The 13,778-nt window shown below is 72.6% G+C and carries 12 protein-coding genes and 1 riboswitch; of the genes, 6 read left to right on the top strand and 6 right to left on the bottom strand.

The genetic code is table 11. The annotated features are described in order from the left end of the window. Positions 1–51: 51 nt before the first annotated feature. Entirely contained in the window at positions 52–1,326 is a 1,275-nt protein-coding gene (locus ACFO0C_RS31195; RefSeq protein WP_378070296.1) for an aminotransferase class V-fold PLP-dependent enzyme, read from the bottom strand. A 16-nt stretch (positions 1,327–1,342) separates the two neighbouring features. Continuing rightward, positions 1,343–1,457, bottom strand: a riboswitch (SAM riboswitch). Positions 1,458–1,531: 74 nt separating this feature from the next. On the opposite strand from ACFO0C_RS31195, the gene ACFO0C_RS31190 reads away from it, so the two are divergent. Both ACFO0C_RS31190 and ACFO0C_RS31185 read left to right on the top strand, forming a co-directional pair. Then, positions 1,532–2,317, top strand: a complete 786-nt coding sequence (locus tag ACFO0C_RS31190) for a DUF1684 domain-containing protein (protein ID WP_378070295.1) — start codon at positions 1,532–1,534, stop codon at positions 2,315–2,317. Positions 2,318–2,326: 9 nt separating this feature from the next. After that, a complete protein-coding gene (locus ACFO0C_RS31185; protein WP_378070294.1) occupies positions 2,327–3,400 on the top strand; it encodes a M20 family metallopeptidase in 1,074 nt (357 codons plus the stop codon). Here ACFO0C_RS31185 and ACFO0C_RS31180 read toward each other — a convergent pair. After that, positions 3,389–3,943 carry an HD domain-containing protein gene (locus ACFO0C_RS31180; protein WP_378070293.1) on the bottom strand — a complete coding sequence of 185 codons (555 nt, stop codon included), beginning with the start codon at positions 3,941–3,943 and terminating at the stop codon, positions 3,389–3,391. The genes ACFO0C_RS31185 and ACFO0C_RS31180 overlap by 12 nt on opposite strands. Before the next feature lie 65 nt (positions 3,944–4,008). Continuing rightward, positions 4,009–4,329: a hypothetical protein gene (locus tag ACFO0C_RS31175; protein WP_378070292.1), complete on the bottom strand. Its 321-nt coding sequence runs from the start codon at positions 4,327–4,329 to the stop codon at positions 4,009–4,011. Positions 4,330–4,511: 182 nt separating this feature from the next. Here ACFO0C_RS31175 and ACFO0C_RS31170 point away from each other — a divergent pair, with 182 nt between their 5' ends. From ACFO0C_RS31170 to ACFO0C_RS31160, 3 genes are read left to right on the top strand one after another with little or no spacing between them, the layout of a single operon-like run. Further along, entirely contained in the window at positions 4,512–6,254 is a 1,743-nt protein-coding gene (locus ACFO0C_RS31170) for an ABC transporter ATP-binding protein (protein ID WP_378070291.1), read from the top strand. Continuing rightward, complete coding sequence (locus ACFO0C_RS31165; RefSeq protein ID WP_378070290.1) at positions 6,232–7,935, top strand: ABC transporter ATP-binding protein; 1,704 nt, start codon at positions 6,232–6,234, stop codon at positions 7,933–7,935. The genes ACFO0C_RS31170 and ACFO0C_RS31165 overlap by 23 nt, the downstream gene beginning before the upstream one ends. A gap of 59 nt (positions 7,936–7,994) precedes the next feature. Next, on the top strand, positions 7,995–9,593 hold the full coding sequence (locus ACFO0C_RS31160) for a glycoside hydrolase domain-containing protein (protein WP_378070289.1): 1,599 nt from the start codon (positions 7,995–7,997) through the stop codon (positions 9,591–9,593). Here ACFO0C_RS31160 and ACFO0C_RS31155 read toward each other — a convergent pair. The 3 genes from ACFO0C_RS31155 to ACFO0C_RS31145 all read right to left on the bottom strand — a co-directional run bounded on the left by ACFO0C_RS31155 (position 9,579) and on the right by ACFO0C_RS31145 (position 13,199). Then, a complete protein-coding gene (locus ACFO0C_RS31155; RefSeq protein WP_378070288.1) occupies positions 9,579–11,210 on the bottom strand; it encodes a GAF domain-containing sensor histidine kinase in 1,632 nt (543 codons plus the stop codon). The genes ACFO0C_RS31160 and ACFO0C_RS31155 overlap by 15 nt on opposite strands. Before the next feature lie 19 nt (positions 11,211–11,229). After that, positions 11,230–12,861 carry a sensor histidine kinase gene (locus ACFO0C_RS31150; protein WP_378070287.1) on the bottom strand — a complete coding sequence of 544 codons (1,632 nt, stop codon included), beginning with the start codon at positions 12,859–12,861 and terminating at the stop codon, positions 11,230–11,232. Between the two features lie 80 nt (positions 12,862–12,941). Beyond that, on the bottom strand, positions 12,942–13,199 hold the full coding sequence (locus tag ACFO0C_RS31145) for a hypothetical protein (RefSeq protein WP_378070286.1): 258 nt from the start codon (positions 13,197–13,199) through the stop codon (positions 12,942–12,944). Positions 13,200–13,331: 132 nt separating this feature from the next. Between ACFO0C_RS31145 and ACFO0C_RS31140 the strand changes: the two genes are divergently transcribed. After that, entirely contained in the window at positions 13,332–13,772 is a 441-nt protein-coding gene (locus ACFO0C_RS31140) for a DUF1877 family protein (RefSeq protein WP_378070285.1), read from the top strand. Positions 13,773–13,778: the final 6 nt, after the last annotated feature.

The following is a 13,778-nucleotide window of genomic DNA, read 5'->3' as shown; positions in this document are numbered from 1 at the left end:
CGCAGCATCGGCCGCCCGGGGTGTGGATCACAGGAACGGCCGGGTTGTAGGTCAGGTGCGATCCGTGCCGAGCACCCCGGCCAGCGCCGCGACGATCCGGTCCACGTCACCGGTGGTGCTGCCCAGGCCGAAGCTGATCCGCAGCAGGCCGGGCACGCCGTCGCCGCACGCGCCGGTCCGGTCCGCCCCGGTCAGGCGGCGGACCAGCGGGTGGGCACAGAACTGGCCGGCCCGGACACCGATGCCGTGGTCGCGGCCCAGCCGCCGGGCCACCTCGGCCGGGTCGTGGCCGGACAGCGCCAGCGACACGATGCCGACCCGCGGGTGGTCCGGGCCGAACAGGCTCACCTCGGTGGCGCCGGGCACGCCGGCCAGCCCGGCGCGGAGCCGGGCCAGCAGCCGCTGCTCGTGGTCGCGCAGGGTGCTCCGGCCGGCCTCGGTGAGCGCCTCGCAGACCGCGGCGATCGCCACCGCGCCGAGCAGGTTCGGGGTGCCGCCCTCGTGCCGGGCCGGGCCGGTCGCCCAGGTCAGGTCCCCGGGACGGTCACCGACGGCGGCACTCGCGCCACCACCGGCGAGGTACGGCTCCGCCGCGTCCAGCCAGTCGGAGCGCCCGGCGAGCACCCCGGCACCGAACGGCGCGTACAGCTTGTGTCCGGAGAACGCGAGATAGTCGGCACCCAGGTCGTCGAGGTCGACGGGCACGTGCGGGGCGAGCTGGGCGGCGTCGACGACCACCCGGGCGCCGTAGGAGTGCGCCACGTCGGCGAGCTCCCGTACCGGCCACACCTCGCCGGTGACGTTGCTCGCCCCGGTGACGGTGACCACGACCGGGCCGGTCAGCCCGTCGAGCGCCGTCTTGAGCGCGGTGACCGCCTCGCCCGGCGACGACGGGGTGGCCAGGCGCAGCGGGTTCGGCCAGGGCAGCAGGTTGGCGTGGTGCTCGCCGTCGAACTGCACGGTGGTGGTGCCCGGTGGCAGAGCCCGGGCCAGCAGGTTGAGGGCGTCGGTGGTGTTGCGGGTGAAGATCACGGTGTCGCCGGGACGGGCGCCGACGAACTCGGCCACCACGTCGCGGGCCAGCTCGTAGGCGAGGGTGGACGTCTGGGAGCGCACCCCGGTGCCGCGGTGGACGCTGCCGTACCGCGGGAGGAGGTCCTGGACCGCGTCGGCGGCCGCCCGCACACAGGGAGCCGACGCCGCGTAGTCGAGGTGGACGAAGTCGCTGCCGTCCGAGACGACCTCAAGCGAGGAAGGGATGACCTCAAGTGAGGAAGGGATGACGTCGAGAGAGGAAGGGATGACGTCGAGAGAGGAAGATGGCATGACCGCGCCTCCACGGGTTCGCCGTTTGCCGCTGCCGGATGGCAGCGGCCCGGTCCTCACCCGGGGCACCCCGTCGCGAACGGAAGGGTTGCCGGCCAGCAAGCCGGGGCTGTGTGCTGGCACTCATGACCTGCCGCCGAAGTTAGCAGATGTCACGTCCACCGTCCATTTCCCATGCTCGAAGTAGGGATTAAAGTCATCTGTCATGACGACCTCGTTCCAGCAGCAGTGGGACCAATGGCACACCGAGCACGAGGGGCGGCGCGCCGATCCGCACGGCTTCCTCGCGATCACCGGCCTGCACTGGCTCACCGAGACGCCGCAGCGCATCGACGACGCCCCCGGCGCGTGGAGCACCGGGCCGTCCGGGGTCACCGTCGTCCTGGCCGAGGGTGAGTCGCTGACCACCGCCACCGGCACGATCACCGGCACGCACACGTTCGCGCCGATCGAGGAGCGCGGAGACGTGATCGTGGAGCACGGTGACGTGCACATCGAGATCGCCCGGCGCGGCGGCTACGACGTGGTGCGGCCGCGCAGCCCGCGGAGCCCGCTGCTCACCGCCTACACCGGCACGCCCGCCTACCCGGCCGACGAGAAGTGGGCGGTGACCGGGCGGTACGTGCCGTTCGACGAGCCGCGGGAGTACACCGTGGGATCGGTGGCCGAGGGCATCGAGCACGTCTACGAGTCGCCGGGGCGGGTCGAGTTCGAGGCCGGCGGCGAGTCGTTGTCGCTGATCGCGTTCAACGGGAGCACGCCGGGCTCGCTGTCCGTGCTGTTCACCGACGCGACCTCGGGGCTGACCACCTACGCCGCCAACCGGAGCCTGTCGGTGGCGCCGCCGGCCGCCGACGGCACGGTCACGATCGACTTCAACCGGGCCACGAACCTGCCGTGCGCGTACGTCGACTTCGCGACCTGCCCGCTGCCGCCGGCCGGCAACAGGCTGCCGATCGCGGTCGAGGCGGGCGAGCGGATTCCGTCGTAGAGTCCGTCCATGGAGGAGCTCGCGGAGCTGATCGCGATCCGCTCGACCGCGGACCGGCCGGACGAGCTGCGGCGTGCGCTCGACCTGCTGCTCACGGTCGCCGGCCCCGATTTCGTGGTACGGCGATTCGAGTCCCGCGGTAAACCGAGCGCCCTGCTGACCGTCCCCGGACGGACCGGCCCACCCCGGGTGATCCTCAACGCGCACCTGGACGTGGTGCCCGGTGAGCCGCATCAGTTCGTCCCGCGGCTCGACGGCGACCGCCTCTACGGCCGCGGCGCCCACGACATGAAGGCGGCCGCCCTCGTGATGACCCGGGTCTTCCGGGACCTGGCCGCCGGCCTGCCCTACGGGCTCGCGCTGCAGCTGGTCACCGACGAGGAGGTGGGCGGCTTCGACGGCACCGGGCATCAGGTGGCGCAGGGTGTCCGGGCCGGGTTCGTGGTCATCGGCGAGCAGAGCGGGCTGCGGGTGGTCACCGAGTCGAAGGGGATCGCCCGGGCCCGGCTCACCGCGTCCGGCCGGACCGCGCACGCCGCCTACCCGTGGCTCGGGGCGAACGCGCTGACCGCGGTGACCGCGGGCGTGCACCGGCTGCTGGCGCGCTATCCGGTGCCGGCCGCGGAGGCGTGGGTGACGACGGTGAACGTGGCCTCGATCAGCACGCCGAACCAGGCGGCGAACGTGGTGCCGGCCACCGCGGAGGCGCTGCTGGACATCCGGTTCCCGCCGTCGGACACCGACCTGGCCGGGCGCGGCCCGGACGAGGTGGCCGCGTTCCTGAGCGAGGTGACCGGCGTGACGGCGACGGTCGAGGCTCTCGGGGCACCGCACTTCGCCGATCCGGGCAGTGCCGAGGTGCTCCGGCTGCGGCGGGCCGCGCGGGAGGCCGGGTTCGACGGGTCACTGCTGCGCAAGCACGGGGCGGCGGACGGGCGCTTCTACTCGGCCGAGGGCGTGCCCGCGGTGATCTTCGGGCCGGGTGGCGACGGGCAGCACGGCCCGGAGGAGTATGTCGATCTGCGGACGCTCACCCCGTACCGGGAAGCGCTCGAAGGCTTCTTGAAAGGCCTAGACGGCTAGCAGGTGCTCGACGCGGGCGGCGATGGCACGCAGATGGGGGCGGCGGTCGGCGCCGACCTTCGCGTTCCACGAGCAGGGGCCCTGGCGGTGCAGCATCTCCGCGTAACGCGTCTCGGTGTCGACCCGCACGCCGGCCGGGCCGACGGTCTGGTCGGCGTAGGTGAGGGCGTCGGCCATCAGGCTGCGCTCGTCGGGGAAGGCCGCCATCTGCTCGGCGAGACCGCGGGCCGCGCCCACGAAACGGGCGCCGGAGTGGAAGGCGACCAGACCGGCGATGCGGGCCGGCCAGCCCTCGGTGCTCAGGTGCACGGCGCCGTCGAGCGGGTGGAACCCGGTCAGGGCGATCGGCGCGGCATAGCCGATGTCGTGCAGCCACGCGGCGGCCACCAGGACGTCGGGGTCGAGGTCGAGACGGTCGGCGAGCTCGGCCGCCCGCTGCGCCACCCCGGCCGTGTGCTTCCACCGATTGCCACTGTCACCGATCAGGGACTCGGCGACGGTCCGCGCCAGCAGGGCGCGGGTGGGGGCGAGAACAGCGGTCATCGCCGGATGCTACGTCTCCGCAGGTTAACAGCGGATGGACGGACGATGACCGCTGACCGAAACCGTTAACCGAGACGCAGCCTCTGCGACGGCACGCCCGCCGCGGCGAGCTGAGCAGCGAGAGGACCGCTGGGATTGTCGACGAAGACGGCCACCTGGTGGTCGTCGCCGAGGCCGCAGGCCGCGACCACGGAACCGAGATTGATCGGGTCGAGCTCGCGCACGAACGCGAGATCGACTATCAGGCGCAGCGGGCGCACCCGGCGCACCGTGTGCACCAGGAGCTGCCGGAGTTCCACCGCCTCGTCGGGGCCGACCGAGCCGTGCGGCTGGATCACCACACTGCCGTCGGCGCTCGTGCTGACCTCGAGAACCGAGCCACGCATCGCACTTGCCTTCCGTTAACCGTGCGTTCAGGCGTCTGACCACCATAGGCGCGGCCCGATGGTCACCCGGCACAACGCGACATGGACATCGGGTGAACTATCAGCGTTCGTGATGGGTGGTGATCACGGATCGTCATGGGACACCCTTTCCGATTGACCCACCAAATTGATAGGAATTGGGGGTGAGGTATCTGTTCGCCGGCGCCCGCGCCCATCCGGTGCCCGCGTCGGCCGCCGCCGTCGCCGGTCTCGTCAACGGCGCCACCATGGTCGGCGGTGCCGCCGCCGTCGGCTGGGCCACCGACCACGTCGTCGTCCCCGCCCTGGCCGGCCAGCACGTGCCGGCCGGCGACTGGTGGTCGAGCGCGCTGTTCGTGCTCGGCGTCTCCGCGGTCCGCTGGACCACCATCTTCGTCCGCGGGGTGGCCACCGGCCGGGTCCAGTTCCGGGCGCAGGCCGAGACCCGGCGCGCGGTCACCCACCACTACCTGGAACTCGACCAGGCCTGGCACCGGCGCCACTCCCCCGGCCGGCTGCTCGCCCACGCCGTCTCCGACGTGGACGCACAGTGGTCGCCGGTCCAGTTCATGTTCTTCGCGTTCGGCATGCTGTTCATGCTGTTCCTGGCACTGACCGAGCTGTTCCGGCGGGACGTGTCGCTGGGCCTGACCGGTCTCGGGCTGATCGGCGCGGTGCTCGGCATCAACGTCGTCTATCAGCGGCTGCTGGCGCCGCGCGCCCGTCAGGCCCAGGAGGCCCGCGGTGCGACCGGCGCCGTCGCGCACGAGTCGATCGAGGCGGGGCCGGTGGTCCGCAGCCTCGGCCTGATCGAGCAGGAGGACGCCCGGTTCACCCCCGTCGTGGAGCGGCTGCGCGCCGCCGACCTGCGGATGGCCGCGATCAGCTCGATCTTCGACCCGGTGCTGGAGCTGCTGCCGACCGCCGCCGTGCTGGTCGTGCTGGCCACCGCGACACCCCGGGTCGCCTCCGGCGCGCTCACCGTCGGTGACCTGGTCGGCGTGGTCTACCTGCTGATCACGGTGGCCATCCCGCTCAACGTGATCAGCCGGTTCCTGTCGATGCTGCCGATGTCCGGCGCCGGCCGGGACCGGGTCCGGTCCGTGCTGGCCACCCCGGCCGCCCGGCACGGCGACCGGGAACTGCCCGGCGACGGGCCGCTGCGGGTCGACGTGCGCGGCGCCCGCCTGGTCCGCGACGGGCGGGCCCTGATCTCCGGCGTACGCCTCAGCCTGGCGCCCGGCACCGTCACGGTCGTCGTCGGTGCGGTCGGTGCCGGCAAGACCACCCTGCTCGACGTGGCCGGCGGGCAGTCCCACCCGAGCGCCGGGACCGTCCGGTTCGACGGCGTCGACGTGCGTGACCTGGCCCGTGGCGAGGTGCCCGCGGCCGTGGCCGTGGTGTCGCAGAACCCGTTCCTGTTCGCCGAGCCGATCCGGGACAACCTCACCCTGGGCCGGCCCTGCTCCGAGGACGAGCTGTGGGCGGCGCTGCGACTGGCGGCCGCCGACGAGATCGTGCGCGGCCTGCCGGACGGCCTCGACACCGTGGTCGGCGAGCGCGGGGCGACCCTGTCCGGCGGGCAGCGGCAGCGGATCTGCCTGGCCCGGGCATTGCTGCGCCGGCCGCGGCTGCTGTTGCTCGACGACGCCACGTCGGCGCTGGACCCGGCGGTCGAACGGCAGGTGCTCGACGGGCTGGCCGGCCTCGGCGCGACGGTCCTGTTCAGCACCAACCGGCCGGGGCCGCTGTCGATCGCCGACCGCGTGGTACTGGTCCGGGCCGGGCGGATCGCCGCCGACGGCACGCCGGACGAGCTGGCCGGCGACGAGGAGTACCGGCGCATCGTGACCGCTTACGACCATGATGAGGAGACGGTTCGCGATGCGCGTACGCCTGCTCGATGAAGCCGGGCTCCGGGACGGCCTCGCGCTGACCGCGGTCCTGGCGCTGCTCGCCGGAGGCGGCCGGATCGTCGCACCGCTGACCGTGCAGCGGGTGATCGACGCCGGCCTGGCCCCGCACACGGTCGGACCCGCGGTCGCGGTCGGCGCCGTCGCGGTGCTGGTCGCCGGCGGGTCGTCGCTGCTGCTCAACCGGCGTCTGCAGGCCCGGGTGGAGACGGCGATCGCCGGGCTGCGGCGGACCGGGCTGCGCCGGGTGCACGAGATGGCGGCGAGCACCGCCGACCGCACCCCGGCCGCCGACCTGGTGGCCCGGCTGACCAGCGACCTCGACCAGACGACCACCTTCCTGCAGGGTGGCGGCGTCCAGTTCGTCACCAACACCGCGCAGCTGCTGATCGCCGGCGTGATCATGTCGGTCTACAGCTGGCAGCTGGCGGTGCCGGTGCTGCTGCTGGCCGGTGTGCTGATCGCCGGGATGGCGGTGATGCAGCGGGTGATCGGGCGGCGGTTCGGGCACGCCCGGCGCGACCTGTCCGAGCTGCAGCGGGCGGTCACCGAGTCGGTCGGCGGCGCCGCGCTGATCCGGTCGACCGGCACCGAGCAGCGGGCCCGGGTCAAGCTGGACGCGGCCGTCGACCGGGCCCGGGACAGCCTCATCCGCACCCAGCCGGCGCTGCACGGCAACGCGTCCCTCGGTGAGATCACCATCGCCGCCATGACGGTGACCGTGCTGCTCGGCGGTGTGTGGTGGTCGCTGGCCGGCCCCGGCGCGCCACGGCTGTCGTCGGGGCAGGTGGTGGCGATGGTCTTCCTGGTCACGTTCTTCGTCCGGCCGCTGCAGTTCCTGGTGCAGAGCCTCGGCGAGGCGCAGAACGCGCTGGCCGGCTGGCGGCGGGCGCGGGAACTGGCCGGCACGCCGAGCGCCGAGATCGCCGACGGGCGGCCGCTGCCGGACGGGCCGGTCGGGGTCCGGGTCGAGCATGTCAGCGCCCGCTACGGCGACGGCCCGGTGGTGCTGCACGACGTCGACGTCACCATCGCGCCCGGGGAGCACGTGGCGGTCGTGGGGCGTACCGGGTCGGGCAAGTCGACCTTCGCCAAGCTGCTGACCCGCCGTCTCGAACCGGCCGCCGGCACGATCCGGCTCAGTGGTGTCCCGCTGGACCGGCTGGCGCCGACCGCCGGGCGGGTGGTGATCCTGCCGCAGGACCCGTTCCTGTTCGCCGGCACGCTCGACGCCAACATCCGTCTCGGCCGGCCCGGTGCCACCACCGCCGACGTGGTGCGGATCATCGACCGCCTGGGGCTGCGCGACTGGCTGGACGCGCTGCCGGACGGCGTGGACACCCCGGTGGGGCTGCGCGGCGAGCTGCTGTCGGCGGGTGAGCGGCAGCTGGCCGGCCTGGCCCGGACCGCGCTGGCCGACCCGGACCTGGTGGTCTTCGACGAGGCGACCTCGGGCATCGACCCGGCCACCGACGTGGCGGTGCAGGCGGCCCTCGCCGTGCTGACCCGCGGCCGGACCACCGTCTCGATCGCGCACCGGATGGTCACCGCGGAGAACGCCGACCGGGTGCTCGTCTTCGACGGCGGGCGAATCGTCCAATCCGGATCGCACGCCGAGCTGGCGGCCCGGCCCGGACGATATGCCGACCTGGTCGGCGCCTGGACGAGGAATTGACCGCGGTGACACCTTCTGCTTACCTCTATGGGCCCTCCACGTCGATGAAGTAGGTCCCCATGTTGCGAAAACTCACCGCCGGCATCGTCAGATACCGGAGGCGGCTACTCGCAGCACTGGTGGTGACACTCTCCGTCGCCCCGCTGGCGCTGATCAACGGGAACGCCGGCGCCGCCACCGCGCTGGCGCCGCAGCCGGGCAACTTCACCGGGTACGGGTTCGACGCCTGCACCGCCCCGTCCAGCGACACGATGGCCAAGTGGCTGGCGTCGTCGCCGTACCGGGCGGCCGGCATCTACTTCGGCGGCAACAACCGCGGCTGCACCCAGGCCAACCTGACCCCCGAGTGGGTGCGCGAGCAGGTCACCCGCGGCTGGCGGCTGATCCCGCTCTACGTCGGCCCGCAGGCCAGCTGCACCACGGTCACCCGGAAGAACCTGATCGACGACGCCAACGCGGCGGCGCAGGGCCGGGCCACCGCCGAGGACGCCGTCCGGCAGGCGATCGCGCTCGGGTTGTCGCAGGAGAGCGTGCTGATCTACGACATGGAGTCGTACGACAGCAAGAACATCGCGTGCCGCGACGGCGTGCTCGCGTTCATGAACGCGTGGACCGCCCGCCTGCACGACTTCGGCTACTTCTCCGGCTACTACAGCAGTGCCTCCACCGGCATCGCCGACCAGGTGGCCGTCTACAACAAGGCCGGGTACGTGCGGCCCGACTACGTCGACATCGCCCGCTGGGACCAGGTCGTCACGGTCACCGACGCGGCCGTCCCGGCGAGCTACTGGATGCCGAAACGGCGGATGAAGCAGTACCGCGGCGCCCACCAGGAGACCTGGGGCGGCGTCACCATCAACATCGACAACGACTACCTGGACTTCGCCCGGCTGCCCGCGGCGAAGCTGTCCGACTGGAACCGCAACGGCTGGTCGGACGTGATGGCCCGCACCACGTCGACCGGCAACCTGTTCGCGTACCCCGGCAACGGCACGCTGGTGACCGAGGGCGACCGGCAGAAGGTCGGCGCCTTCGCCTCGGCGAACGCGTTGCTGCGGATGGACCTCGACCGGAACGGCTACACCGACCTGATCGTCCGGACCAAGGCCGGCGCGGTCTACTTCTACCCCGGCCTGAGCAGCGGGAACTTCGGCACCCCCAAGAAGCTCTGGAAGAACATGAGCCACCTGCGGGAGCTGACCGCGATCGGCGACTTCAACCGGGACGGCTACCCGGACCTGCTCGCGTCGCAGACCAGCAACGGCAACGTCTACCTCTACCCGGGGCAGGCGGGCGCCAGGTTCGGCAAGCGGGTGGCGCTGGCCTACGGCGACTGGAAGGACCGCAGCGAGTTCGCCGGCGTCGGCGACTTCGACCGGGACGGCTTCCAGGATCTGCTGGTCAGGCTGACCAGCACCGGCGCGCTCTACCTCTACCCGGGCAAGACCGGCGGGTTCAAGGCGCGGGTGAAGGTCGGCACCTCCACCGGGCTGCGTGACCTGCTCGGCGTCGGCGACTTCGACCGGGACGGGTTCACCGACCTGGCCGCGATCCAGTCGTCGACCGGCTATCTGATGGTCTACCGCGGCAACGGCAAGGGTTTCGTCGCCGGGCTGCGCGTCAGCGCGGGTTACAAGGGCCGGTCACCCCTCTTCTGAGGTGACCCGGTCGGGCAGGGTGAACAGCACGGTGGTGCCACCGCCGGGTGTCTCGTCGACCCGGATGTCGCCGCCGTGCCGTTCCACGATCCGCCAGCAGGTGGAGAGCCCGATGCCGTGGCCCCCCGCGGTGCCGGTGCCGAGCCTGGTGAACATCTCGAAGACCCGGTGCCGCTGCTCGGGCGGGATGCCCAGCCCGTTGTCGGCGACCGCGACGGTCCAGCCGGACGGGCCGTGCTCGGCGGTCACCAGCACCCGGCAGGACCGGTCCGGGTCGCGGTACTTGATGGCGTTGCCGATCAGGTTCTGCAGCAGCTGCCGGATCAGCACCGGATCGCCGTCGACGACCGGGAGCGCGCCGGTCGTCTCGACCCTCGCGCCGGCGGCCTCGGCGGCCGGGCGCAGGTCGGTGCTGACCTGCTCGAACAGGTCGGCCAGGTCGGCCGTGACGCGGCGCACCGGAGCGCTGCCGGCCTGGGCGTAACCGAGCAGCGCCCGGATCAGGTCCCGCATCCGGGCGACGGCCCGGGACGCCGACTCGGCCCACTGCTTCGGGCGGCCCTCGACCTCCTCGCCGATCAGCTCCAGATAGCCGCCGACCGCGGACAGCGGGGACACCAGGTCGTGGCTGACCGCACCGGCGAAATTGCTCAGGTCGGCGTTGGAGCGGCGCAGGTCGGCGTTGGCCGCCGCCAGCTCCCGCCGGGCCTCCTCGATCGCCCGCTGCTGGGCGCGGGCGCTGGTCACGTCGTTCATCGCGACGACGGCACCCCGCGGCACGCCGCCCGGCCCGGGCAGCGCCCGGCCGCTGACGCTGACGTGCAGCGGCTCGCCCACCGGCCGCTTGATGATCATCTCGGCGTCCTTGACGCTGCCCTCCCGCAGCGCCCGCGGCAACGGCGCCCGCTCCGGCGCGAGGGGGGTGCACCCGTCGGTCTCGAACAGCTGATATCGATCGGGGAAGTCGTCCATGCCGTGCCACTCGCGGGCGGCCCGGTTGAAGAGGGTGAGCCGCCCGTTCTCGTCGGCCGCCACCACCGCCACGTCGATGGTCTCCAGCAGCGTGTCGGTCCACCGCTGCCGTTCCTCGGCCAGCGTCGCCAGCTCGGCGTTGATCCGCGCCTGCCGCCGTCGCTCGAACAGCGCGAGGATGATCTGGGCCAGGTCCTTGAGCCGCTCGATCTGCTCCTCGTCGAGTTCGGCCGGCGCGCCGTCGAAGACGCACAGTGACCCGAGCGCGTGTCCCTCCGGCGTGACCAGCGGGAACGACGCGTAGAACCGGACATCGGCCAGGACACCGGTCACCCACGGGTTGTCACGGAAGACCGGGTCGGTGCTGGCGTCCCGGATGTGGGTGAACCGGCCGGTCTCGAACCGGACCGCGCACATCGAGTCGGAACGTTCGGAGTCGCCGCCCTCGAAGCCGACGGTGGTGAGCTGGCACTGGCGGTTCTCGTCGATCAGGTTCAGCGAGGCGTTCGGCACCCGGGCCACGGTCGCGGCGACCCGGACGACCGCCTCCAGCTCGTCCCCGGCCGGAGAGTCGAGCAGGCGGTACTCGTGCAGTGCGGCGAGCCGCAGCCGCTCCCGTTCCGACACGCGTTCAGCCAGATCCACCTCCGTCCCATCGGCACCGCTACCCGTGATCTGACTGTTTCCCCGGCAGCGTGACCGTCACCGTGGTGCCGCCGCCGGGCGTGTCCCCGATCGTGATCGTCCCGCCGTGCCGTTCCACGATCCTCAGGCAGCTCGACAGGCCGATGCCGTGCCCCCGCGCCGCCTGCCCGTCCGCCCGGGCGAACATGTCGAAGACCTCCTCGCGGCGCGACGCCGGGATACCGATCCCGTTGTCGGCGATCCGGACCGCCGGACCGTCGGCGGTGATCTCGACCCGGGCGGGCCGCCCCGGATCCCGGTACTTCACCGCGTTGCCGATCAGGTTCTGCAGCAGCTGCCGGATCAGCACCGGGTCACCGATCACCTCCGGCAGCGGTCCGGGCACGCTGACGCGTGCGCCGGCCGCCGCGATCTCCGGAGCCAGGTCGTGCAGCACCTCGTCGATCAGATCTTTCAGTGGTACGGCCAGCGCCCGCACCGGAGCACTGCCGGCCCGCCCGTAGTCGAGGAGCGAGTCGATCAGGTCCCGCATCCGGGCCACCGCCCGCGCGGCCGACGTCACCCACTCGGTGATCCGTGGCTGCGGCTCGTCCGGGTCGTCGAGCAGCTCCAGATAGCCGCCGACCGAGGCCAGTGGCGCGACCAGGTCGTGGCTGACCGCCCCGGCGAAGTGGGTCAGGTCGATGTTGGAGCGGCGCAGGTCGGCGTTGGCCGCGGCGAGCCGCTCGTGCGCCTCCTCCAGAATGCGCCGCCGCGCGTGCTCGGCGGTGATGTCGTGCAGGGCGACGACGGCGCCGCTGACGATGCCGTCGGCGGTCCGCAACGGCGCCGCGTTGGCCAGCACCGACCGTGGCTCCCGGCCGGGCATCCGGATCATGATCTCCCGGCCCTTCACCGACGTGCCGTCGCGCATCGCCACGGCCAGTGGCACCTGGTCGTCGGGGATCAGGCGCCGGCCGTCCGGCTCGTACAGCTGGTACCTTGCCGCCGCCCGGTCCGGGCCGGCGTCCATGTCGGTGTCCGGGTGCAGGCCGTGCGCGGCCCGGTTGACCAGCGTGGCCCGGCCGGACGTGTTGATCGCGATCACCGCGGCGTCGATGTTGTCCAGGACGGTCCGGGTCCACTGGTCCCGGCCCTGGATGGTCTCCCGCAGTCCCGCCGACAGCCGCGCGAGCCGGCGCCGCTCGAAGAACGCCACCACGATCCCGGCAAGGTCCCGCAGCCGGTCGATCTGGTCCTGGCTCAGCCGCCGCGGCTGGCCGTCGAACACGCACAGCGTGCCCATCACCAGGCCGCCCGGGCTGATCAGCGGCGCCGACGCGTAGAACACGATCGACCCGAGCTCCCCGGTGACCCAGGGGTTGTCCCGGTAGTCCGGGTCCTCCCGGGCGTCCGGCAGGTGCACGAACACACCGTGGTCCAGGCGCACCGCGCACATCGAGTCCTCCCGGTCGCACGGCCTCCCGGCGAACCCGACGGTGGTGAGCTGGTACTGCTTCTGGTCGTCGAGCAGGTTCAGGGTCGCGTAAGGCACGCCGGCGACCGTGGCGGCGACCCGGATCACCGCCTCCAGTTCAGCGGCGGGCGGGGTGTCGAGCAGGTGGTACTCCCGCAGGGCCGCGACGCGCCGCCGCTCCTGTTCGCTGCCCACCTGCCACCTATCGGCACCCGGCGGCACGATCTGACCCGGTTTCCCTAAGAAGTCGCGGCTCCCGGCCGATGTCCGGCCACTCAGAACCAGCGGCGGCGCCGGTAGTGGCCGTGGTGGCGGTAGTGCCCGTGGTGCCGGTAGTGGCCGTGGTGGCCGTAGGCACCCGGATGCCCGTAGGCGCCGGGGTGGCCGTAACCGCCCGGGTGGTGGCCGTGGCCGTAGAGCTTGCGGTTGACCTCGCGCAGCATGCCGTCCGCGAGGGGGTTGTGCCGCTTGTGGGACATCCGCTGCAGCTTCGACGCGACCATCGAGAGCACGAACCGTTTGACAAAGCCCACCGAACGTCTCCTCCGTTGCCGGCCGCGATCACGCGTGCCGTCCGGATTCCAGGGTAGGCCGCCCGTTCCACCCCTGACCTGTGTGTTCGCTGTCCGTTTCCGGTCCACCGGCCGGACCGGCACAATGCGTCGATGAGCGTGATCACCTACTTCCGGCGCAGCGGGCCGGACGCCGTGGCCGAGTTGCTGCGGCTGGCCGGCGAGGATCCCCTGACGGCGCTGGAGTTCGCCGGTGGGCTGCCCGGCACCCACACCGACAAGGCCTGGGCCGGGCTGCACTTCCTGCTGCTCGACCTCGATCCGCCGGTGAACGTGTTCGAGCCGGGCGAGCCGTTCCGGATCTTCGATGCCGTCGAGGTGCGGGCGGCCGCCGCGTTCCTGGCGGCGACCCCGTTCACGGCGCTGGCCGCCGGCTACGACCGGGCGCTGCTGGAGTCGATCGGCGTCTACCCGGAGGACCTGTGGGAGGCGGAGTGGGCGCTGTCGTACCTGGAGGACGCCTATGACCGGCTGGTCCCGCTGTTCCGCGAGGCGGCGGCCGCCGGCGAGCTGGTGACCGCCTGGCGGGGATGACCGGGG

The sequence above is a fragment of the Actinoplanes subglobosus genome, from assembly GCF_042650585.1.
Lineage (GTDB): Bacteria > Actinomycetota > Actinomycetes > Mycobacteriales > Micromonosporaceae > Actinoplanes > Actinoplanes subglobosus.
Note: the sequence above shows the minus strand (reverse complement) of the source record. Positions and strands in the feature narration are given on the sequence as shown.